Here is a 20,502-nt window from a genome sequence, read left to right on the forward strand (position 1 = left end):
CCGTCGGCCGAGCCTGGCACTTCCCCCGGTCGGGGCACCTGAGCGGGCGGCTGGGCGGCTGGGTTGCTCAGCAGGCACGGTCCAGGTACCGCCGGCGGACGCGGTTGATGGCCTCGGCGGTGCTCAGTGGAAGGTCCATCTCGTCGTCGCCGTCGTGGACCTCGACGATGCGAGCGATGTAGGTCTCGGCTTCGGCGCGGTTGCCCTCGCGGTAGGCGACCTCCATGGCATCGAGCAGAGCCTTCTCGTCGTCGGGTGCGACGAGCAGCGCGGTGGCGGCGGCGGTGCGGGCGGCGTCGAGGTCGTCGGCGGTGAGGGCGGCGGTGACGACCTGGTGGGCGACGTCACAGACGGCCGCGGTGAGCGTGAGATCGAGACCGTCGAGCCACTCGTAGCCAGCGGGACGCTGGGCAAACGGCGGCCCGGACACCAGCTGCAGGGCGGCCCGCAGGTCGGGCAGGCCGTCGTCGCCGCGAACTCCGGCGCGGGCGCGCAGCTGGCGGAACAGGTCGGCGTCGACGAGCACGCCGGTCAGCCGGTAGCGGCCGTGGTGGCCGGAGCTGAGGTGTTTCTGCCCGGTGGTGGGGTCGGTGCCGAGCCACGCGCGGGCGCCGGCGGTGACCCGGTGGACGTAGGCGCGGGTGCTGACCGGGTCGGTCTTGCCGCCGCGGGCCGGTTGCAGCGCGGTCGCCGCCTCGTCGGGGGCGGCGCCGTGCGGGCGGGTGGCGAGGTAGGCGACCGTCTCTTCGTAGCGGCGACGCAGTCCGGACCTGGCGACCGCCTGCTCATCGCCGTGCGCGCGCAGGGTGACCGGCCCGAGCAGGGTCAGCCGTGGCCGGGTGCAGTTGGGGTCCCACCAATCGGCGAGGTCGCGGTCGAGTTGCTCGAGGTCGTCCTCGATCCGTTCGCGGAGTTCGGCCGGCGCCGAATCCTCGGCCGCCTGGGCCTCCTCGGTGATCGCCGACGGGGTTCCGGTGTGGGTCTCGGTCGGCCCGGGCGGCGGCGAGTCGAGTGCCGCCGGAGTGGAGGACGGACGTCGGGCCAGCCGGGGGGAGGTCACATGGGCGGGTGGTGCGGTGGTTTCCGGGAATGACACGTGGCCGCGCAGGGCGCCGGCGGCGTCGGTGTGGGTCTGCCAGGGGCGGTCGCCGTCGGCGGCGGGGATGGGCTGGTCCTCGGTGTCGCGTTCGAAGGCCAACAGGGTGGCGATGTCGCGGGCCTGCTGGGCGGTCAACTGTGGGGCCGGCAGCTGCAGCCCCAGCGCCGGGACGAGCAGCGTCCCGTCGTGGGCCAGCGTCACCTGCCACTGGCCGCTGGTCTGCGCCGGATCGGCAGCGAGCACCACGGCGACCGGCGCGCGCTCGTCCCGGCCCTGCAGGAGAGCGGCGAGTGCGGCTAGCTCGCCGCCGTCGGGTGGCGGATCGGAGGCGAGGACGATCTGCGGCATCCAGCCGTCGCCCATCCCCGCCCGGAGCCGCCCATCCAGTACGTCTCTGGTGTCGCGGGCGCCGGTGTCGCGTAGGGCGGCGAGGAGCTCGGCGTCGGCGGCGGTGTCGACCGGGTGGATGCGGTGCGGGGCGAGGTCGACCAGTTCCTCGCCGAAGCCGACGGTGGTCACGGTCAGCAGATCCGACCAGCTGTTGACGGCCAGTTCGGCGGCCAGGTGACGGGCGAAGTTCTCCCGATGACTGGCTGGTCCATGAAGGTGCAGTGCGCCGATGCGTTCCAGGTCCAGCAGCCAGCGGCGGCCGCCGTCGGTGCCGATGGTGACCAGTGTGGGATACGGCGCCAGACGGGCACGGGCAGCGTCGGTGTCGATGCCCGGGCCGTGGTCAAGCTGGGCAGACCACCACAGACCGGTGTCGTCGGCGGTCCAGGGGGTAGGCGGCGGCCGGTCGGCCGGAGTGTGCAGCCGAAGATCCAGCCGGGGGCCGTCGAGGCGGGCGGCGAGGACGTCGGGCAGCCGCCCGTCGGGGTCGGCGGAGATTCGCAGGGCGAGGCCGCGCAGCGCGAGGTCGAGCGCGGCGTAGTCGACCCGGCTGGCCTCCGCGGCCGCGGTTACGGTCTCCTGGGTGGCGGACAGCGTCGCCGGCAGAGGCGTCAGCCGTCGGCCGGGACGACGGTCGCGCAGACGCTGCCGGCGGTGGGCCAGCCACGCCGCGCCCAGGCCGGCGGCGAGCAGCGCGCCGCTGCCGGTGAGGACGGCTGCCAGCTCCGACGATGAGTGGTCCCCGTCGGCGTCACGGTCCTCATCAGCGGCCGGGCGCTCCGGTTCGCCGGACGCGCTCTCCGGCGGCGAGGCAGCCGATGGCGGCGCCGATTCGGCGGGGGTGGCGGGCTCGTTCTCGCCCGGCGGAGGTGGCGCCGGTGTCTCCTCTGGGGCGGGCGGCTGGCGATCGGCGGGCGGGGTCGGCGTGGGGACAGCGTTGTCGGCGGGCGGAAGGTCGAGGACCTGGCCGGGGCGGATGAGGTCGGGGTCGGTGAATCGGCCGCCGCCGGGCTGCGGTTCGCCGGCGTTGAGGTCGAAGATCGGCTGCCAGTGCTGCAGGCCGTGCTGCTCGGCGATCTCGGCGAGGGTGTCGCCCGGTTGCACCGTCACCTCAGCGGCAGTTGATCCAGGCTCCGGGAGGGTTGCGTCGGGCGGGAGGACGAGCACCCAGCCGGGGCGGATCAGCGCCGGATCGGTGAGGGTCGCGCCGTCGGGCTGCGGCCGGCCCCGGTTGAGCTCCAGGATCTCCTCGAACCGCGTCCAGTCGCCCAGGTACCGGGCGGCGATGCGGCCGAGGGTGTCGCGCGGCTGCACCGTGTAGGTGGAGCCGGCCGCGGCCTGCGGGGTCGGCGGGGACTCCGGTTCCGGTTCGAGTACGGGCGGCGGCTCGTCGTGGCCACCAGGCTGCTCGGCGACGACCGGCGGGCCGGCCAGGGCCGGGGCGGCCAAGAGTGGTCCGCTGCCGACGCCGAGGACGGCGGCCACCAGCAGGCCGGCCAGATGCTGGGGGGCCCTCAGGCCGGGCAGCCGCAGCGGCGGCAGGCCGCGCAGCTGGCTGACGAGCTCGATGACCACAGATAGGGCGAAGCACGCCCAGGCGGCCCAGCCGATCACCACGAGCAGGCCGAGGAAGACCGAGCCGGTGTCCGGTCCGCTCAGAGCAGCGGTGACCTTCGCCCAGGAGGGGACGTCGTCGGGCAGGTAGGCGCCGCCGAGCCGCCCCAGTCCGATCGGAACGCCGAGGACGGCGGCCACCAGCACCAGCAGGGCGAGCACCCGACGCAGCGGATCGAGGCTTCGCGGTCGGCTGGTCATCGGCCCGCTCCCCCGTTCTGGTCGTCGTCGGTGACGAGGTCGGCGGTGCCGAAGCCCTCCACGGTGAACGTGGAGATGCCGACCAGGCCGAGGAAGATGGTCGGCTGGGAGATTGTCGTGGTCACCTGCAGGGTGTCGCCGTCGACGACGCTCACCTGCCCCTCGACGCCGTTGCGATCGAGGTAGTCCCGCGCCGCGGCAACTGCGGCGATCGGGTCGACCTGCACTTGTCCGGCGAGGGCGGCGGAGACGTCGAGCGCCTGTCCGCCGGCTCGGGCGGCCTCGTCGGCGACTGCGTTGGCCCGCTGGGTGGCGGCCACCTTGGCGCCACCGTCGACGGCCAAGCCGATGATCAGCAGCAGCCCGGGGACTAGGAGGGCCAAGAAGACGGCGATCGACCCGCGTTCGGCGTCCAGCTGTCGGAGGCTCATCGTTCGCGGAAGGCGTCGACGGGACTGGTGAAGACGGCCTCGACGGTCACGGCCCCGGGCAGCCCGGGCGCCAGCAAATCCGCCATGCCAACGATGCAGGTGATCGACACGGTGACGTCGCCGGGCTGACCGGGTGGCGCCTGAAAGCCGGCAGTGTCGACGTCGACGGTGGTGCGCTGGCAGCGCACGTCCTGGGCGGCCAATGTGCGATCGGCCTGCGTAGCGGCGGAGGCCGCCGCGGTGGCCGGGTCGCGTGCCAGCGACGCTTCCCGGGCGGCAGCACGGGCGGCTTCCTCGACGGCGCCCTCGGCGATCTGGGTGCGTCCGGCGACGACGGCCAAAGACAGCAGCAGGAGCAACGCCGGGGCCAGCAGCGCCAGCTCGACCGACACCGATCCCCGCTCCCCGATGTGGCCGCTCATGGCGTAGGCCGTTCGACGGGGCCGACGGCGGTCTGGGTCACCGACCAGCCGGACAGGCCGGGGAAGAGGCTGAGCGAAATGCCGGTCACCGTCACCTCGATGCTGGCCGGCGAGCCGGCCACGGTCACGTCCCGGGCGGTGAGCAGATCCTGCGCGGTCTGGTCGAGAAAGCCCTCGGCCGCGGACTGGGCGCGGTCGGTCGACGCGGGCTGCACCCGGCCCTCCCGGGCGCCCTCTTGCGCCGCGCCGAGGGCGATCGAGCGTGCGTAGAACCACAGCGCCGCCTGGATCAGCGTCATGACCAGCAGCAGGACCACCGGGAAGGTGATCGCCAGCTCCACCGATGCCGCGCCGCGCTCCCCGGGCAGCCGTCGGCGCAGCCCGCGGCCGGCCCGGCTGCCACAGAGAGGGCTGGGCCGGGACGCCGGCGCGGGGCCGCGTGGGCCGGCGGGGCGGGCCACGGGCCGGCTACTGGATCTGGGACGAGCGGGACGTGACCGCGTTGGCGATCACCGCCACGAGAGCGACGGCGATGGCGACCAGCGCCACGGTAATGATCACCTGCTCGACCGACAGCGAGCCCCGCTCGGGTTCGTCGCGGACGGCGCGGAGCCGCTCGCGCAGGCCTGCGCCGAGGGCCATCAGGGTGGTGATCAGCTCGGTCATCGGACTTCCTTCGGGTCGGAGCTCGGGTCAGCTGGCCATGAGTCGGGCCAGGGCGGGGTAGAGGAACAGCAGCAGAAAGGCAATCGACAGCAGCGCCACCGGGGCGGTGAGTTTCTCGCTGGCGGTGTTGGCGGCGGCCTCCTCCTCGGCCAGCAGCTGCACCCGCAGCGACTGCGCGCGGGCCCGCAGCGTCGGGGCGATCGAGGCGCCCTCCACGGCGGCGACCGCGGCGATGTCGGCGACGTCGGCCAGCTCACCCACGCCGGTGTCCGCCGCCAGCCGACGCAGCCCGTCCCACGGTGCCTCACCCGCCAGCCGCGCGGCGACCAGCGCATCGACGATCCGCCGGAACACCCACCCATTCCCGAGCGCGGCGGCCCGCTCCAGGGCAATGGTGGGGCCCTCACTGGCGTCGCGGCGCAGGCTGACCAGGTCCAGATAGGAACACAGCGCCCGGCGCATCTGGCCACGTGCCTCGGCGGCCTGGTCACGCACGACGAGGTCGACGATAAAGAAGAGGACGCCGGCCAGCGCCAGCGACCCAGCCACCGGCACCACCACGGGCAGCCGGACACCGATCATCCCGAGCACGGCGGTCAGCAGTGGCACGACGACCGCGCCGAACGCGGCGAGGCCGACCTTGCGGGCGGCGTAGCCCTCCGGGGTCCAGCCGATCAACGCCAGCGCCTGGGACGGCCCTCGCAACGCGCCGGCGGGCAGTCGGGCTGCGGCCCAGGTGCCGGCGCGGCCGGTCGCCCGTGCCCACCGGTCGCTCGTCGGCGGCATCGAACCGACCGAAACTGGCGCCGGGCGCCCGTCGAGACGGGCCAGCGCGTCGGCCAGCCGCGGCTGTTCGACCACCAGGACCGCTCGCACCAGCAGGAACGCGCCGAGCCCGACGACCGCGCCGCAGCCGATCAGCCACACCTGGGGGCCGCTCACCGGGCCGGCACCTCCTCCGGCTCGAGACCGGCAGCCCATCCTCTGCGGTCAGAATTGACCAGAAAGCGGACCGGCGGCGCCGGCGCGGTGAGCCGGCGCATCCACAGTAGGCAGCCCACCATGAGCGCGGCGATGACAGCCAGGACCAGCTGCCCCAGCCCGGTGCCGTAGGGCGTCAGGTAGTCGCCGTTGAGCGCGGCCAGCCCGGCCGCGGCGACCGTGATCAGCAGCAGCCAGCGGGCATTGGCCCGCGGCTTGGCGCGGTCGGCCTCGACCTTGCGGCGCATAGTGACCTCCTCGGTGAGGCTTCCCGCCAGCTCGGTCAGCACTCGCGCCAGCCCCGGCCCGCGCAGCTCCGCACCCAGCAGCAGGGCGGCGACGACCAAGTCCCCGGCGGCGTCATCGAGGTCGTCGGCGAAAGCAAGCAGCGCCCGGGACGTCGGCCAGTGGGCCTGCAGCCGCGCGGCCAGGGCCGCCACCTCCGCCGCGATTGGCTGGGGCGCGGTGCGCGCGGAGCGGATCAGCGTCTGCTCCAACCCGCCGCCCGCGGCCAGCACGTCGGAAGCGCGCCGCACCCACTCCTGCAGCGCCTCCAGCCGCTCCACCGCGGCGTTGCCGGCGGAGAACTGCGTCAGCAGCCACGGCACGCCGACCACCGCCAGCCCGGCCAGCACGCCACCGACCGGCCAGCCCGAGGCCAGCCACACCGTAGCCGCCGCCACGCCGCCAGCCACCCACAGCGCCCGTTGTCGCCGCGATGTCTGACGATCAGCGTGCACCGTCGGAGGCAACCTGCGCCGCCTCGGCGGGCGGGCCGTGGCCGCGGGGGCGGTGAGCGCGTGCGCGGCCAGCAGCAGGCCACCGACCAGCAGCGCCCCGCACACGCCGGCCAGCAGCGCCGTGCCGCTCACCGTCGTCCCCCAGCGGCGCTCGGCCAGTCACCTCGGCCAGGCCGCAGCCAGCCGGGATCGAAGCCGACCCGGACGTAGTCGGCCAAGTCCACCGGGTCGTGCTCGGGCGCCGCACGCCCGTCCGGACCGGGTGCGAACACCTCGGTGACCGCCGGGCGCCCGCTCTCTCCGATGCCGTTGCACTCGAGGACCTGGCTGACGAACCGCTGCCGCTCGCCCCCGATCCACCGCTCATCCACAGTCGCGATGTGGACGATCAGGTCGATCGCCGAGGCGCATGACCGGTAGGCGTGCTCGGGGGTGACCGCGGCGCGGTTGCGCATGCACAGGTTGGCCAGACGCTCGAACGCGTGGTGCGCCGAGCGGGCGTGCAAGGTGCAGGCCGAGCCGCCCTCGCCGGCCTCCATGACCTCGATCAGCGGCCAGGCCTCCTCGCCGCGCACCTCCCCCAGCCATACCCGGGACACGTTCATCACCAGCGCCTGCTCGACCAGCTCGGTCAGCGTCACCTCACCCAGCCGGCGGCCGTCCCGGCCGCGCTCCCCGGTGCCCTCCCGCGCCTCGAACGGCACCACCCGCGGATGTCGGTCGGGCAACTCGTGCAGCAGCAGCTCGAAATGCTTCTCGATCGTGGCCAGGTTCTCCTCGATCGGAAGCTCGTTGGCCAGCGCGCGCAGCATCAGCGTCTTGCCCGCAGCCTGGGCACCGGTGACGACGATGTTCTTGCGCGCCCGCACCGCCGCCCGCAGGAACTCGGCTAGCGGCCGGTCAATCGCGCGAAGGCCGACCAGGTCGTCGAGGTCGACGTTGCGGATCCGGTGCCGGCGAATCACCAGTTGCGGCCGCGGCACCGTCTCGATCACCGCCGCCAACCGCGACCCGTCCGGCAACCGCATGGTCAGCAGCGGGCTGGCCGTGGTCAGGGTCCGCTCCGCGCGGCCCAGCCGGGCCGCGATGTGCTGCAGCTGCCGCACCAGTTCATCGTCCGAGTCGGCGATCGGGTCGACGCGGACATCTCGGCCGTCGGCGTAGCCGATCCACACGTTGTCGTACCCGTGCGCCTCGATGTTTTCCACCAGCGGGTCGTCCACGTAGGGCTGCAGCCGGCCCAGCCCGAACTGGGCAGCGAACACCGCCTCGGCGAGCGCCTGCTCCTCGGCCGCCGACGGCACCGCCTGCCCGGCCCGCATCCGCTCCCGCACCAGCTCGTCTATCCCGTCGGCAATCAGCGTGCGGGCCAGCTCCTGCTGCGCCACCGTGCTGAGCGTCGGGCGGCGCTTGAGCTCCTCGGCCAGCGCGGACGCCGTCGCCTCGTGCAGCCGGCGCACCAGCGTCCAATCCACCGCGTCCTGCGATGCGTCAAGTCGTCGAGGCCCGGCCCCGGCGTCGAGGAAATCGGTGATGTCAGCGGACACGGCCGCCCCCGACCGTGGTCTCCGACGCAAGCACGGATGTCGCGGGTGGCGGCGTCAGCCGGGATTCGTGCGCCGCAGCGAACTCGACCAACCGGGCCGCGACCGTCCGGGCGGCCCGCAGCAGCGCCGACTGCGCGAACAGCCGGCCGGCCGGCGCGCCATCGCTGAGCACCGCCGCCGACTTCGGATCCCGCGGCAGCGATCCGATGACCGCTACGCCGAGCGCCTCGCCAATCTCCCGCTCCCCGTACGGCTCCCCCGGCCCGACCACCAACCCGGCCAGCACGCCCGCGCGTCCGTCCTTCTCTCGCAGTTCGGCGATCGCCTGCGTACCCGCACGTACGGCGCGCAGCGTGGAGCCGGTGACCAGCACCACCGCGGCAGCCCGATGGACCACGGCGGCCGGGAAGTGCTCGGCGCGCAGTCGCCCGCAATCGGCCACGACGTCCACGGCGCCGTCCTCCACCGAGGCCAGCACGGTGGCCAGGCGATCCCAGTTCACATGGCGGGCGATGGCGGGGTCGGCCAGGCCGGGCAGCAGCCGCCTCTGTCCCTCGCCGTCGAGTCGCAGTAGCCGAGTCTCCAGGTGCCGGGCCAGCCCGCCCCGCCGCGCCGCGAGCTCCAGGTCGGCCAGGCCGCCGGCGGGCACCTCGCCTCGGCCGTAGCCCGCCAGCACGTCCCCGCCGGCCGGATCCAGCTCGGCCAGCACCACCGACCGCGGCCAAGACAGCGCCAGCCCCAGCCCGCTGGTGGTCACCCCGGGTGCACCCTTGGCCGAACACAGCGCGATCAGCACGGCAGCGGCCCCGCCTACTCGCCGGCCACCACGACGATGGCGATCAGACCCGCGGCGGCGCGGGCGGCGACGTCCGGACCGTCGGCCGCGTCGACCAGCACGTCGACCACCCGCAGCCCGTCGGTTCCCGGCGAACCGGTCTGCACCACGGTCGCCTCCACCACGCTCGGGGCTGCCCCTTCGGCCGCGGCCGGAACCCTGCCTCCGGCCACGGGCACTAAGAGGACGTCATCGCCCGGGCGCAGCGTGGTCGCTGGCAGCTGCACCGCCGAGACCCCGACCCCGACCAGCTGCTGCCCGGGAGCCGGAAGCCGCTGACCGGTCAGCGCGTCGCGGGTGAGCAGCGAGCCTGGCGTGAGGGTGGTCGCCGCGATCAGGCCGATCACCTGATCACGCTCGGAGTAAGGAATCGGCGCCAATGCCGGATCCGCCGAGATCCGCGACTCCACGAGGTCGGCAGCGGTAAGAGTCTGCCCCCAGGGCACGTCCCGTGCGATCGCGATCACCGGGGACGTCTTCCCCAGCGACGTCGCCAGGTAGGCGGCACCCAGCGCGCCGAGGATCACCATGGTCACCGCTAGGGCCAGCAGCGCCGGACGACGGCGGCGGCGCGGTGGCGGCAGCACCGGCGCCCGGGACAGTCCGTTGACCGCCGCCTGGGGTGGTGCGCTGATGTCCGGCTGGGTGCGAGTCATTGGCTGCGCCCGTCCTGGTTGAGGACGTGCAGCTCACCGACGAACAGCTCCGCCGATGAAGACAGCTCCAGCGTCTCCGTCCCGGACAGGCCGCCGCCGGACCAGGTGATCGTCCACGTAGTGGTCGCGGTGATCGGCCACGGCCCCCCGCCGGGCACGTGCCGGCTGGACGCCTTCACGTACACGTGGCCGCAGTCCGGCGAAGGACCCTCCACACCCGCCGTGTACGGCGTCCCCGCTCCACAGATCACCGTGGTGCCGTCCCCCATATCCCAGGCGACCTGGCTCACCTGACCCACAGCGGTTACGGACACTCCTCCCGCCGAAACGGATGCCCGGGCAGGGCCGGTGGTTTCCGGGCTGCGCTCAACCCACATCCAGACGGGGAGGCCAACCAGGCCACTCGCTGACCCCGGGGGCGGCGCCATCCTGATCTCCGGCGCCCTCAGGGGCATGGAGGAGATCGCCTGCTGCGCGAGGACGCGGGGATCCGCTGCAGGATCGGAAGGGGAGGCTGTCCCATTCCCGAGGAAGATCAGCCCAGACCACACGCCGGCACCCCAACCGGCCGGACGCGGGCATGTGAACGCCCAAATCATGCCGTCTTCTGGGCGGTGCCCGGCCCAGACCGGGTGCCCAATCCACGGCTGCGGATTCGCCACCGCGCGGGTGCAGGCGTCTGGCGGGGACGCATTACCGCCCACGCCCTGCTCCCCATCGGCGCTGACGTCCCCAGGATTACCACTGCCTCCCGGCGTCGAGACCCACAGCGAGCATGTCCCGGTGCGGGGGTTGGTCTTGGAGCACTCGACGCCCGGCTCTGCTGCGGCGATCCCCGGAGATGTCACGCCGATCAGCACTGGCGCCGCGACGGCTACGAACAAACCCACGATCGGCTTCAGCATGGCTGGTCCGGCCGTGGCTCCAGCGTGCTCACCAACCACGGTTCACTGGGTTCGGCCTCGTAGCGCGTGACGGTGATGTCCCACATGTAGTGAGGCGGGGTCCCAGGTGGCACTACCTCGCCGGTCTCCACGTTCACCGTCTGGGTGCTCTGGCTGTCGTAGCAGCCAGCGATCCTCACCGTTGGGCCCTCCGGCGATGCCAGATCCACGCTGGTGACCCTTAGGTCTACGACAGAGTCACCCTCTTGGCGGAGCCCGAGGGTGGCGTAGTCCCGCACGGACTGAACGGTGAGAAGGGCCGCCGGATCGGCGGCGTAGCGGCGAATCTCGGGCTCCCAGTCCCGAGCGTTCGGCTCACGGCTCGCCGCGTCGCTGATCTGAAGCAGCCTTTCGAAGGCTTGGGTGGCGGCCTCAGCCGCTTCTTCCTCGCGGGTTGGGGCCTCTGATGTCACAGCAGAGGACGTCATGGCGGACGAAGTAGTAGGCGCGACGCTCGGCGACGCCTGCTCCGGACCGCCTATGTCGTCACTACACGCCGCCAGGGCCAAGGCTGCGCCGAGGAGGGTGAGAACAACCTGCCGCCGCGCCACCATCACACTGGGGCGACGTCGATCCGCCGGCCACGCCCGCCTGCGAGCCCCTGTTGGCCCTTGGGCCTTCCCACGGGCTCCGTCTGCGGTTGATCGTCGATCGGGATGGGCGGTTGGCTGCTGATCGAACCAGCGGCCATCGCAATGCTGAACATGCTCGTGCACGCCATGGCACCTCCCCGGCAAGCGGTGGCGGGAAGTTACCACCAATGGCGTTCGGTAGCGTAACCCCTTCCTCCAGTAAGCCTCCAGTTCTCCAGCCTGGTCCTCCCAGTTCTCCAGCCTGGTCCTCCAGTAGCTCGCCGGTTCAGTCGCTGGTGGATGCCAAGGCAGCATGGTCACTACGTGAGCGCCGGATGGCTGCCTCGACGCGAGTGGCTGCCACGCCGAGGACCTCAGCCACGGCGATTACGACGCCTGGTGACGGTTCCGTGCCAGGGCGTCCGTCCTCGAGTCGTGCGTACGTCATGACGGACAGGCCCGGAGCTCCCATCTCGTTTGTGGCAAGTCCGGCCGCGACTCGAAGGGCCGCGAGGGACGGATCCTGAGGGTCGGCGTCGAGCAGATGCAGTGGTTCGACGCCTAGCGCGGCTGCCAGGCGCGGGACGAAGCGTGGCCGGGGGCGTTCAAGGCCCAGCTCCCAGACCCGAACCCGGGCCGGGCCTGACAATCCCAGCGTTCGGGCGAGGTCTTCTCGTGTCATACCGGCGGCCTTCCGAGCCTCGAGGAGACGATCACTCCGAAGTAGCGGCCGCACCACAGCAGCTCCCCTCGCCCAGCCGGTCAGGTGCCGCCCCGTTTGTTGTGCACCCTAGCGACGACTCGCACCGCCTGACGTAGGCGAGGCGCATCATCCGAGCCTGCGCCGGACAAGACGTCGACCTGGAACGCGTCCCGGGATGGCGCTGGTTGCAGCCGCGAGCTGGGATCGATGGAGCGTGGTGGCCTGACGAACTCCTTTGGCCCTCCTCCCTCCGCAGCGCGGTAGACGGCGGCGCAGTACTGGAGAAACTCTGGAGAGCAACGTCGGGAGTCAGCGTCCCTAACACGGAGTCCTAGCCACAGAACTGGAGGATGGAGGGCGACGCTCGTCGCATGTTGGCCTTCACGCGTCCCGGACAACGCTCCGTCTCCAGGTGCGGGCACCAGGACCTTCGTCCTCGCACTGGGCTCCACCTCGGCGACCAGGTCCGGGCAGGATCTCAGTCGCACTGCCGTCAGCGTAATCAGGTATCCGTGTCCTACACGTCCTGTTCTTCTAACCGCAGCAGCATCGTGGTCTACAGGATTGCCTGGTTGGCCTTCGGAGGTGCGCAGTGAGCCGACCGAGCCAGGTGATGCACGGTCCTCCCCCTGGCCCTCATGACGAGCTGTTCACCATCGCGCAGGCCGCCGAGTATCTAGGGACCGGTGAGCGCTTCATCCGTCGACTCGTCGCGCAGCGGCGCATCTCATACGTGAAGCTTGGCAAGTACGTCCGCCTGCAGCGATCCGCCTTGGATCACTTCATCGAATCCGGGCGCGTACCGAGCGAGTGACGCTCGCAACAGACTGCACCCCTGGCCCGCGAGTTCTGACCGACAGCGATCTGACGTCGTCGATGTTCTTGCAGGGCCCGCAGTGGCGAATCGGTCCGGTTCTGAACAAAGGCCTACTAACCGACCACGTCAGAGCGGGCTCGACAGGGCCGCGCCATGACTGGTTCTGGGTTGCTGAGCCGGTTCTGGCCACGGTTCGCGGAGTCCGATCCCGACCGGGCTTACGGCATGAACTTGGCCGAGCGGACGAGGTGGCCGCTGCCTCCTCCAAGGGCCTCGACAGTGAACCCCCGCCTAGCTAGCACGTCGGCCAAGGCGCGGTTCATGACCTGATGCACGGATTCGTTCACGACGGCGCCGTGCACCTCGTCGACGCTCATCCGGTCGTGCTGCCGCCAGGTGACGACGATGCCGCCCAGCCCCGGTTCAGGGGTTAGGCACGCACCGCCGAGCCGGTTGCCTGGGCCGTCGGCGTCGTGCAGCGGCAGCCCGGTCTCCGTCAGCGCCGCGGCGACCTCGACGACCAAGGTGGTCACCAGGTCATCGTCCGAGACAACCGCCTGCCAGTCGTCGGGCAGCCGGTCGATCTGCTCGGACAAGTGTGCCAGCCACGCCAAATCCTGCGGGGACGGCCGCCGGTTGAGTCCGCCATCCGCCCGGAGGCGGCCGTAGACAGGGGCAGCCTCGTCGAACCCGCCATCCCCGCTCGCGCCAGCCGCCCAGGCGGCGTCGAAGCGGTCAGGGAACGGGCCGGCGACGATCCGACCGTGCCCGACCTCCTCCTCGATTACCAGCCACCAACTCTGACCGGCACCGCAGTCAAGAACGACCTCACCGCTGGACAGACCGCCCACAGCGCTAACCCCTTCCGAGAACAGGCCGCCACCAGGGAAGAGCGACGGCATCTGCGCACCCGGGGACGAGCAGCGCAGATGGCAGAAGGTTAGAAGGGAATGCGCCTGTGACCCTTCCTTCTGGTCTGGCACGGGCACCCGCGTTCCCGAATCGTTGCACCACCGCCGCCGCGGGACGACGACCCTTCCTCCCGCGCGGCCACATGTCGATTCACGCCGCTACCGGCCAGCGTGATGACCTCCGATCCGGCGTCGGTGATGTTCAAGATGACCGGACCCGAAGGCGCGTCGTCGCGTGGGCGGCGCCGCGCAGAAGCGCGTATGCAGCAGCCCTGCGTTCCGAGATGGCAGCGGTGAGTTCGGACAGTGGGAACGGGGCTCCCACCGGATTGGCGCGCTGGTGGACTCCAGACATGGTTTCGCCAGAGTCCAAGCCGGATCCGATGACTGGTCCCCCAAGTGGAGGCGGTGCAGACGATCCGGCTGCTGTTCCGGACGAGCCCCAGCCCCGCGCCGCCAATTGCATCGACACCCGACGATCCCGTGGCGAGCTCAGCGGTAGGCACCCGAGCCTGCCTCCATCCCAAGAAGCCCGAACGCCTTCCGCCGTCGACCGTAAGCGCCGCACAGCAAAGATGGGGGTAAAGCGTGGCAGAGGCCCGGTAACTGGTCACTTCGTATCTCCAGTTTCACGCGTCTTTGCAGCTCAACGAGCCGTTAAGTGGGCCCCGTGGGGATCGAACCCACAACCCGCGGATTAAAAGTCCGCTGCTCTGCCAGTTGAGCTAGAGGCCCGGTGCGGTGGACGTCCGAAGCACCCGCACCCGGGCCGAGGCTAGCGCGGCGGGCGGGGCGCGACCCGGGCGGCGAGGCTCAGAGGACGTCGAGGAAGAGCAGGACCAGCAGCGTCAGCAGCGCCGAGACGACCAGCGAGCCCAGGCAGCCCAGCCGGCTGGAGAAGAGGAAGAACACGACCCCGCGGGTGCCCCGGGGTGGTGCCGGCGAACCGCGGCGGTCACGGTTCGTGTCGTTCGCCACTGCACATCACCTGGTCGGGTGATCCCTACCGGCCCCCGCGGTCACCTAGCGTCACTGCCGTCCGGTGCACGTCACCGGGCCGGCGCCGGTGCACGGCGCCCGCGAGGCCCCGGCCCGGTCGTCCCGTTCCCCCCGGGGCGGCCGGGCCGGACTGCCTCCCGGCCCTCAGCGGACCCGGCCCTCAGCAGACCCGGTCCTCAGCAGACCCGGACCTCAGCAGACCCGGTCCTGCAGGTCCGCCAGCAGCGCCTGCTGTGCGTCGTCGACCGGCAGGGGCACCGCCACCGGCCCGGTGTCGCCGACGGCCACGGACAGCGGGAAGACGAACGGCTGCTTGGTCTCCGCCAGTACGTGCGGCTCGCAGGACGCCGGGGTGAACACCACCTCGGCACCCACCCGGTCCTCCCCCGGCGCCAGCTCCAGGGGCAGCCCAGTGACGGCGACGTCCAGCACCACGCTGCCCCGGGCGTCGACCACCGTCACGGCGCGGTCGTCCTCCCCGGCCCGGGCGAGGACCAGGCGGCCGGTGACCGACTCCCCCGTCGCCCGCAGCTCCTCCAGGCCGACCCCGGCCACGGCCAGCACCCCTGCGACGGCGCACGCCTGGCGGTGGACGACGTCCAGGTCGTCGCCGGCCAGCGGCACCCGCAGCTCCTCCATCGCGCCGTCCGGGCGGACGACGGTCAGCCGCGCGGCCACCGGGGACGGCTGCGCGGCGCAGTCCGGCGCGCCGTGCGCGGTCCGCAGCGCGATGGTCTGCCCCGGCGCGAAGGCCGCGGTCAGCGCGGTCGGTGGCAGCGGCGCGAAGCCCGGCGAGTCGACCGCCACCGCGGTGACCGTGAACGGCAGGTCCCCGGTGTCGGTCACGCGGACGTGCACCTGCCCCGGGACGGTCACGTCGGTGCGCAGCTGCACCACCTCGCCCTCGATCCCCGGCACCGGCGGCACGGCGGGCGCGGCAGGAGCGGTCGGCACCGGGTCGCCAGCACCGGCCGCACCGGCCGCACCGGAACAGCCGGCGCACAGGAGCGCCAGGGCCAGCACCGCCGTCCGCCGCACACCCCGCAGGGTAGGGACGGCGGCGCCGCCCCGGGACCCCTACCGGTCGCGCCCGGGCAGCCGGGCCATCACCCGGCCGGCCTGCATGCGGACCTCCAGCTTGTCCTGCGGGTTGGCCGCCGGGCCGCGCCGCGGCTGGCCGTCGGCCAGGTCGAACGCCGAGTCGTGCCACGGGCAGACCAGGCAGTCGCTGCCGCGCACCCGCTCGATGCGCCCCTCGTACATCGGGCCGGCCAGGTGCGAGCAGGCGCCGATGAACACGTCCACCCGCGTCCCCCGGCGGACGACGGCCAGCGGGACGTCGACGCCGCTGCCCCCGCCGGTGCGCAGCGCCGGCCGGCCGTCGGGCAGGTCGTCCAGCGGGCCGAGGTCGATCCAGTCCGAGGTCAGCGCGCGGGCCGCCGTCGCGGCGTGCGAGGCGCCCGAGGACTGGGCGTAGGACATGTGCCCGCCGACGGCCGCCGACCCGGTGGCCACCCCCAGGCCCGCGTAGGACAGCACCCGGCCCAGCCCGCCGCGTCCGCGCGCCCGGGCGACCAGGGACCCGACGTAGAGGCCGAGCGCGAGGGTGTTGCCCGCGGCGTGCAGCGCGCCCAGCCGCTGGACGCCGACGCCCTGCTCGGACCAGTCGGCCGCGCCGGACAGCGCCGCGGGGATCGAGGCGGCCACGCCGGTGCCGATGAGGACCGTGGCGGCCGGCCGCATCGCCGGGATGGCGTCCAGCAGGCCGGCCGACGTCCAGCTCCCCACGGGGACCTGCACCAGGACCGGGTGCACCGGGTGGCCCAGCCACGTGCCGTGCAGCAGGTCCTTGAACGCCTGCGGCTTCAGCGCGGCGAGCACGGCCCGCCGGGCCGGCTCGATCGCCCTGTCGAAGGTCGCGGAGTCCGCGATCCGGTCGAGGATCCCCATGAGGCTCATGCGCGCCGTCCTACCCCGGCGGCCGGTCGCGATACCGCGGGCAGGATCCCGTGACGGGCGGTGACGGCATGATCACGGCGGGACGGTGACCTGCCGGAGGGCCGTCGTCCGGACAGGTGTTCTGCGCGCTTTCAGGGGAATAAGCACTGGTGCACAGCCGATGCCCAGGTGGACCGTGCAGAGAGAACCCGTGACCAGCAGAGGAGTCCTCGTGACCTGCCCGTCGTTGCTCGTCCGCCGTCCCGCGGCCGGCGAGCCCGCGGGCAGCGTGGTGGACCGGCTGCGCGGTGAGGACACGGTCGCCCAGTTCGCCCGCTTCGTCCTCGTCGGCGGCTCCACGACGCTGGTCTACGCAGCCCTCTTCGTCGCCCTGGAGGGCTTCGGCTACCTGCCCGCGCACGTCGTCGCCACCGCGGCCTCGACCGTGCTGGCCAACGAGATGCACCGGCGCCTGACCTTCCACGCCGGCGAGCGGGTGACCTGGCTGACCGCGCAGCTGGAGGCCGGCGGGGTCACCGTCATCGGCCTGCTGCTGAGCAGCGCGGCCCTGGGCGTCCTCGACTCGCTGGCCCCGGACGCCGGTGTGGTCACCCAGGTCGCGCTGGTCGTCACGGTCACCGGCCTGGTCGGCCTGATGCGGTTCATCGCGCTGCGCTGGCTGTTCCGGCCGCGCTCGGTCACCACCGCCTGAGTCACCCCCCACGGAGTCGGGTCGCCGGCCTGGTTGAGCACGCAACCGCATGTATGGTTGAGCACGCAACCACCCATCGACCGACCGGAGGCCCCCGTGGCGAAGATCGCCGTCATCTACTACTCCTCGACCGGGAACGTGCACCAGCTCGCCGCCGCACTGGCCGACGGCGCCCGCGAGGCCGGCGCCGAGGTGCGGCTGCGCCGGGTGCCGGAGCTGGCCCCGGAGGAGGCGATCGACTCCAACCCGCTGTGGCGGGCGCACGTCGACGCCACCGCCGGCGAGGTCGAGGAGGCCAGCCCCGCGGACATGGAGTGGGCCGACGGGTACGCCCTCGGGACGCCGACCCGCTTCGGCACGCCGGCCGCGCAGATGAAGCAGTTCATCGACACCCTCGGCGGGCTGTGGTTCACCGGGAAGCTGGCGAACAAGGGCGCCACCGCCTTCACCAGCGCGCAGAACGCCCACGGCGGCAACGAGTCGACGATCCTCACGCTGTTCAACGTGTTCACCCACTTCGGCGCCGTCATCGTCCCGCCGGGGTACACCGACCCGCTGCTGTTCGAGTCCGGCGGCAACCCCTACGGGGCCTCCACCACCTCCGGCGGCGAGTCGGCCACCGCGACCGACGCCGAGCTGGCCGCCGCCCGCTACCAGGGCCGCCGGCTGGCCGAGGTGACCGCCAAGCTCGTCGCGTGACGGTCGCGTGACGGCGGTGTGCCGCCCGGGCCGGACCGGACGGCACACCGCCGCCCGCGGCTAGCTTGACGCAGGTGAGTGAGCCGACCCCCACCGCACCGCCGCGCCGCCCGGCGGCCGTGCGCGGGCTGGGTCGGTGGGCCGCCCGGCTGGCCGTCGTCCTCGGCGGGGCGTGGCTGGGGGTGCTGCTGCTCGGTCCGGTCGAGGCGCAGATCGGTCCCTTCGACGCCACGGTGGCGCTGCGGCCCCTGGGCGGTGGGGCCACCGTGGACGTCCCGCCGCTGGGCGCGCTGCAGGTCGACGCCTACGACGGGCCGCTGCGGCTGGAGATCGCCCTCAGCCGGGTCGACGAGATCCGGGCCACCCGGCTGGCCACCGACCCGGCCGCGCTGGACCGCGTGGTCGACGAGGTGAGCGCGGACCTGCGGGACGCCGTCGAGCGGATCGCCTGGCTGACCGCGCTGGCCGCGACCGCCGGCGCGGCCGGCGCCGCGCTGCTGGTGTTCCGCCGCCGCCGCGAGCCCCTGATCGCGGTGGGCCTGTCCGCGGGGCTCGTGCTGGGGACGGCGGGCGTCACCGCGGCGACCTGGCGGCCGGAGGCGCTGTCGCAGCCGACCTACACCGGGCTGCTGGTCAACGCGACCAGTCTGATCGGCAGCGCCCAGGACATCGTGGCCCGCTTCGACGCCTACCGGGCCTCCCTGGAGGACCTGGTCGGCAACGTCAGCACGCTCTACGCCACGCTGTCGGCGCTGCCGCCGGCCGGCGGGAGCGGGGACACGGTGGCCCTGCTGCACGTCTCCGACGTCCACCTCAACCCCGCCGGGATCGACCTGGTCGAGCAGGTGGTGGCGCAGTTCGAGGTGGACGCCGTCCTCGACACCGGCGACCTGACCGACTGGGGCACCCTGCCGGAGAACGGCCTGGTGGACCGGGTCGGGGCCCTCGGGGTCCCCTACGTCTTCACCAAGGGCAACCACGACTCCACGGTGACCGTGCAGCTGGTCGCCGCGCAGCCGAACGCGACCGTGCTGGACGACTCGGCCGTGACGGTCGCCGGGATCCAGGTCGTGGGCACGCCGGACCCCCGCTTCACCCCCGACCCGGACGCCGACGACGGCGCGCGGACGCTGGAGGAGACCGGCGAGGGCCTGGCCGCCTACGTCGGGACGCTCCCCGCGCCCCCCGCGATCGCCATGGTCCACGACCCGGAGCAGGCCCCGCCGCTGGACGGCGTCGTCCCCCTCGTGCTGGCCGGGCACACCCACGAGCGGGAGGTCACCCGGCTCGACGGCGGCACGCTGCTCATGGTGCAGGGCTCCACCGGCGGGGCCGGGCTGCGCGCGCTGCAGGGCGAGTTCCCCGAGCCGCTCACCTGCACGGTGCTCTACCTCGACCCGGGCACCGGCGCGCTGACCGCCTACGACGAGATCACCCTCGGCGGGCTCGGGCAGACCGAGGTGACCATCGAACGGGAGGTGGTCGGCCCGCTGACGACCAGCGCACCCCCGGCCCCGGCGCCCGCCTCCCCGACCGGGTGAGCCGCCCGACCTAGGCTCGGCCCATGTCCACGACCCCTGCGCGCGCCGCCCGGTCGGCGGCCGGCGTCCTCGCGGCGAGCCTCGTGCTGCTGCCCCTGACCGCCTGCTCGATCGGCACGGACACCCTGTCCTGCAGCACCAGCGGGTGCACGGTGACGCTGTCCGGCGACCAGGCGCAGGTCGACGTCCTGGGCACCTCGCTGTCCTTCGGTGGCGTCCAGGACGGCCGGGCCTCCCTCGGCGTGGCCGGCGTCACCGTCTCCTGCGCCGAGGGCGAGACGGTCGCCGCCGGGTCGCTGAGCCTGACCTGCACCAGCGTGCAGGCCGACGCCGTGGAGGTGACCGCCTCCCTCGGCTGAAGGCCCTCCTGCAGGGTCCCGGCGCGAGCCTGCGAGTGACGGGGGGCAGGAGGGTCCTTCTCTCAGCCGGCGTCGGCGACCTCGACGACGATGCGGGTGGGGTCCTGGAGCGCGTAGACGCGGAACGGCGCCTCCCCGGTGGTCCCGACGACGGCGACCGAGGTGCCCTCGTAGGTCGCGTCCCAGGCGACCTCGGTGACCGTCACGGTGCCGTTGCCGGGCAGCGGGTCGGGGCCGGCCCACTCCTCGACGCCGGTGCTGTACGGGTAGCCGGCGCCGGTCACGGTCACCTGCAGCGCGGCGTCACCGGCCACCTCGATCGGGCTCCCGCTGCCCTGCGAGGACGCCTGGTCGACGTAGCGGACGTCCCAGCCCGGCGTGCCGGTCCCGCCCAGCTCCAGGACGACGCGGTCGTACCCGTCCTGCCGGCCGGTGCGGATCTCGGTGACCGTGACCTGGGCGTCGGCGGAGGCCTCCTGGGTGGCCGGCGCGGTGTCGCCCTCGAACGGCGGGGCGGTGGCGCTGCCGTCGTCCGGGGTGCCCCCGCCGGTGCCGTCGTCCGCAGACGTGTCCGGCGCGGCGGACCCGGACGGGGCCGACGCCCCGCCCGTGCTGGCGGACGCCACCGTGGCGGTGTCCCCGCCGCAGCCGGCGAGCAGCGCGGCGGCGAGCAGGAGCGACGGGCAGAGGGCGGCACGGCGGGTCACCCGCTGAGCCTGACACCC

General features: G+C 73.2%; 23 protein-coding genes and 1 tRNA gene. 5 read left to right on the top strand and 19 right to left on the bottom strand.

Annotated elements, in window-relative coordinates:
- Positions 1-67: 67 nt before the first annotated feature.
- The 13 genes from RTG05_RS20260 to RTG05_RS20320 all read right to left on the bottom strand — a co-directional run bounded on the left by RTG05_RS20260 (position 68) and on the right by RTG05_RS20320 (position 11,837).
- Positions 68-3,304 (bottom strand): AfsR/SARP family transcriptional regulator, encoded by a 3,237-nt coding sequence (locus RTG05_RS20260; RefSeq protein WP_166526610.1) that lies wholly within the window; start codon positions 3,302-3,304, stop codon positions 68-70.
- The gene (locus RTG05_RS20265; protein WP_166526611.1) at positions 3,301-3,735 is read right to left on the bottom strand and encodes a pilus assembly protein TadG-related protein; all 435 of its coding nucleotides are present in this window, start codon (positions 3,733-3,735) and stop codon (positions 3,301-3,303) included. The genes RTG05_RS20260 and RTG05_RS20265 overlap by 4 nt, the downstream gene beginning before the upstream one ends.
- Entirely contained in the window at positions 3,732-4,127 is a 396-nt protein-coding gene (locus RTG05_RS20270) for a TadE/TadG family type IV pilus assembly protein (protein WP_315912086.1), read from the bottom strand. Before RTG05_RS20270 ends, RTG05_RS20265 begins: the two co-directional genes overlap by 4 nt.
- A 26-nt stretch (positions 4,128-4,153) precedes the next feature.
- Complete coding sequence (locus RTG05_RS20275) at positions 4,154-4,498, bottom strand: TadE family protein (protein WP_166529324.1); 345 nt, start codon at positions 4,496-4,498, stop codon at positions 4,154-4,156.
- 127 nt (positions 4,499-4,625) lie between these two features.
- Positions 4,626-4,823 carry a hypothetical protein gene (locus RTG05_RS20280; RefSeq protein ID WP_166525599.1) on the bottom strand — a complete coding sequence of 66 codons (198 nt, stop codon included), beginning with the start codon at positions 4,821-4,823 and terminating at the stop codon, positions 4,626-4,628.
- Between the two features lie 27 nt (positions 4,824-4,850).
- Positions 4,851-5,765 carry a type II secretion system F family protein gene (locus RTG05_RS20285; RefSeq protein WP_166526613.1) on the bottom strand — a complete coding sequence of 305 codons (915 nt, stop codon included), beginning with the start codon at positions 5,763-5,765 and terminating at the stop codon, positions 4,851-4,853.
- Positions 5,762-6,676 (bottom strand): type II secretion system F family protein, encoded by a 915-nt coding sequence (locus tag RTG05_RS20290; RefSeq protein ID WP_166526614.1) that lies wholly within the window; start codon positions 6,674-6,676, stop codon positions 5,762-5,764. Before RTG05_RS20290 ends, RTG05_RS20285 begins: the two co-directional genes overlap by 4 nt.
- Entirely contained in the window at positions 6,673-8,091 is a 1,419-nt protein-coding gene (locus RTG05_RS20295) for a TadA family conjugal transfer-associated ATPase (RefSeq protein WP_166526615.1), read from the bottom strand. The genes RTG05_RS20290 and RTG05_RS20295 overlap by 4 nt, the downstream gene beginning before the upstream one ends.
- Positions 8,081-8,887 (bottom strand): CpaE/TadZ family protein, encoded by an 807-nt coding sequence (locus tag RTG05_RS20300; RefSeq protein WP_166526616.1) that lies wholly within the window; start codon positions 8,885-8,887, stop codon positions 8,081-8,083. Before RTG05_RS20300 ends, RTG05_RS20295 begins: the two co-directional genes overlap by 11 nt.
- Positions 8,888-8,901: 14 nt before the next feature.
- On the bottom strand, positions 8,902-9,456 hold the full coding sequence (locus tag RTG05_RS20305; protein WP_315912087.1) for an SAF domain-containing protein: 555 nt from the start codon (positions 9,454-9,456) through the stop codon (positions 8,902-8,904).
- Between the two features lie 122 nt (positions 9,457-9,578).
- On the bottom strand, positions 9,579-9,872 hold the full coding sequence (locus tag RTG05_RS20310) for a hypothetical protein (RefSeq protein ID WP_315912088.1): 294 nt from the start codon (positions 9,870-9,872) through the stop codon (positions 9,579-9,581).
- A gap of 608 nt (positions 9,873-10,480) precedes the next feature.
- On the bottom strand, positions 10,481-11,080 hold the full coding sequence (locus RTG05_RS20315) for a hypothetical protein (RefSeq protein WP_315912594.1): 600 nt from the start codon (positions 11,078-11,080) through the stop codon (positions 10,481-10,483).
- Positions 11,081-11,384: 304 nt separating this feature from the next.
- Positions 11,385-11,837 carry a helix-turn-helix domain-containing protein gene (locus RTG05_RS20320; RefSeq protein ID WP_166526619.1) on the bottom strand — a complete coding sequence of 151 codons (453 nt, stop codon included), beginning with the start codon at positions 11,835-11,837 and terminating at the stop codon, positions 11,385-11,387.
- A 556-nt stretch (positions 11,838-12,393) separates the two neighbouring features.
- Here RTG05_RS20320 and RTG05_RS20325 point away from each other — a divergent pair.
- Positions 12,394-12,615, top strand: coding sequence for a helix-turn-helix domain-containing protein (locus RTG05_RS20325; protein ID WP_315912089.1), 222 nt, complete (start codon positions 12,394-12,396; stop codon positions 12,613-12,615).
- Between the two features lie 221 nt (positions 12,616-12,836).
- Here the strand turns inward: RTG05_RS20325 and RTG05_RS20330 are convergent, their stop codons facing one another.
- From RTG05_RS20330 to RTG05_RS20350, 5 genes are all read right to left on the bottom strand, one after another.
- Positions 12,837-13,520, bottom strand: coding sequence for a hypothetical protein (locus RTG05_RS20330; protein ID WP_166526620.1), 684 nt, complete (start codon positions 13,518-13,520; stop codon positions 12,837-12,839).
- Between the two features lie 671 nt (positions 13,521-14,191).
- Positions 14,192-14,264, bottom strand: a tRNA-Lys gene (locus RTG05_RS20335).
- A gap of 78 nt (positions 14,265-14,342) precedes the next feature.
- Complete coding sequence (locus RTG05_RS20340) at positions 14,343-14,507, bottom strand: hypothetical protein (protein WP_166525600.1); 165 nt, start codon at positions 14,505-14,507, stop codon at positions 14,343-14,345.
- A 213-nt stretch (positions 14,508-14,720) separates the two neighbouring features.
- Complete coding sequence (locus RTG05_RS20345) at positions 14,721-15,566, bottom strand: hypothetical protein (RefSeq protein WP_166526621.1); 846 nt, start codon at positions 15,564-15,566, stop codon at positions 14,721-14,723.
- Between the two features lie 39 nt (positions 15,567-15,605).
- The gene (locus tag RTG05_RS20350; RefSeq protein ID WP_166526622.1) at positions 15,606-16,487 is read right to left on the bottom strand and encodes a Rieske (2Fe-2S) protein; all 882 of its coding nucleotides are present in this window, start codon (positions 16,485-16,487) and stop codon (positions 15,606-15,608) included.
- Positions 16,488-16,698: 211 nt separating this feature from the next.
- Between RTG05_RS20350 and RTG05_RS20355 the strand changes: the two genes are divergently transcribed.
- The 4 genes from RTG05_RS20355 (at position 16,699) to RTG05_RS20370 (ending at position 19,777) form a co-directional block, all read left to right on the top strand.
- The gene (locus RTG05_RS20355; RefSeq protein ID WP_315912090.1) at positions 16,699-17,178 is read left to right on the top strand and encodes a GtrA family protein; all 480 of its coding nucleotides are present in this window, start codon (positions 16,699-16,701) and stop codon (positions 17,176-17,178) included.
- 96 nt (positions 17,179-17,274) lie between these two features.
- The gene (gene wrbA, locus RTG05_RS20360) at positions 17,275-17,877 is read left to right on the top strand and encodes an NAD(P)H:quinone oxidoreductase (protein WP_166526624.1); all 603 of its coding nucleotides are present in this window, start codon (positions 17,275-17,277) and stop codon (positions 17,875-17,877) included.
- A gap of 74 nt (positions 17,878-17,951) precedes the next feature.
- Positions 17,952-19,418, top strand: a complete 1,467-nt coding sequence (locus tag RTG05_RS20365) for a metallophosphoesterase (protein WP_166526625.1) — start codon at positions 17,952-17,954, stop codon at positions 19,416-19,418.
- 23 nt (positions 19,419-19,441) lie between these two features.
- Positions 19,442-19,777 (top strand): hypothetical protein, encoded by a 336-nt coding sequence (locus RTG05_RS20370; RefSeq protein WP_166526626.1) that lies wholly within the window; start codon positions 19,442-19,444, stop codon positions 19,775-19,777.
- Positions 19,778-19,839: 62 nt separating this feature from the next.
- On the opposite strand, the gene RTG05_RS20375 is transcribed toward RTG05_RS20370, so the two are convergent.
- Complete coding sequence (locus tag RTG05_RS20375; protein WP_166526627.1) at positions 19,840-20,484, bottom strand: AMIN-like domain-containing (lipo)protein; 645 nt, start codon at positions 20,482-20,484, stop codon at positions 19,840-19,842.
- Positions 20,485-20,502: the final 18 nt, after the last annotated feature.

This window comes from Geodermatophilus sp. DSM 44513 (genome assembly GCF_032460525.1).
In the GTDB taxonomy this organism is placed as follows: Bacteria; Actinomycetota; Actinomycetes; order Mycobacteriales; family Geodermatophilaceae; genus Geodermatophilus.

Coding starts and splice junctions, on each gene's coding strand:
- RTG05_RS20370 (WP_166526626.1), top strand. CDS start 19,442: ATGTCCACGACCCCTGCGCGCGCCGCCCGGTCGGCGGCCGGCGTCCTC.
- RTG05_RS20330 (WP_166526620.1), bottom strand. CDS start 13,520: ATGCCGTCGCTCTTCCCTGGTGGCGGCCTGTTCTCGGAAGGGGTTAGC.
- RTG05_RS20280 (WP_166525599.1), bottom strand. CDS start 4,823: ATGACCGAGCTGATCACCACCCTGATGGCCCTCGGCGCAGGCCTGCGC.
- RTG05_RS20350 (WP_166526622.1), bottom strand. CDS start 16,487: ATGAGCCTCATGGGGATCCTCGACCGGATCGCGGACTCCGCGACCTTC.
- RTG05_RS20260 (WP_166526610.1), bottom strand. CDS start 3,304: ATGACCAGCCGACCGCGAAGCCTCGATCCGCTGCGTCGGGTGCTCGCC.
- RTG05_RS20265 (WP_166526611.1), bottom strand. CDS start 3,735: ATGAGCCTCCGACAGCTGGACGCCGAACGCGGGTCGATCGCCGTCTTC.
- RTG05_RS20305 (WP_315912087.1), bottom strand. CDS start 9,456: ATGGTGATCCTCGGCGCGCTGGGTGCCGCCTACCTGGCGACGTCGCTG.
- RTG05_RS20315 (WP_315912594.1), bottom strand. CDS start 11,080: ATGGTGGCGCGGCGGCAGGTTGTTCTCACCCTCCTCGGCGCAGCCTTG.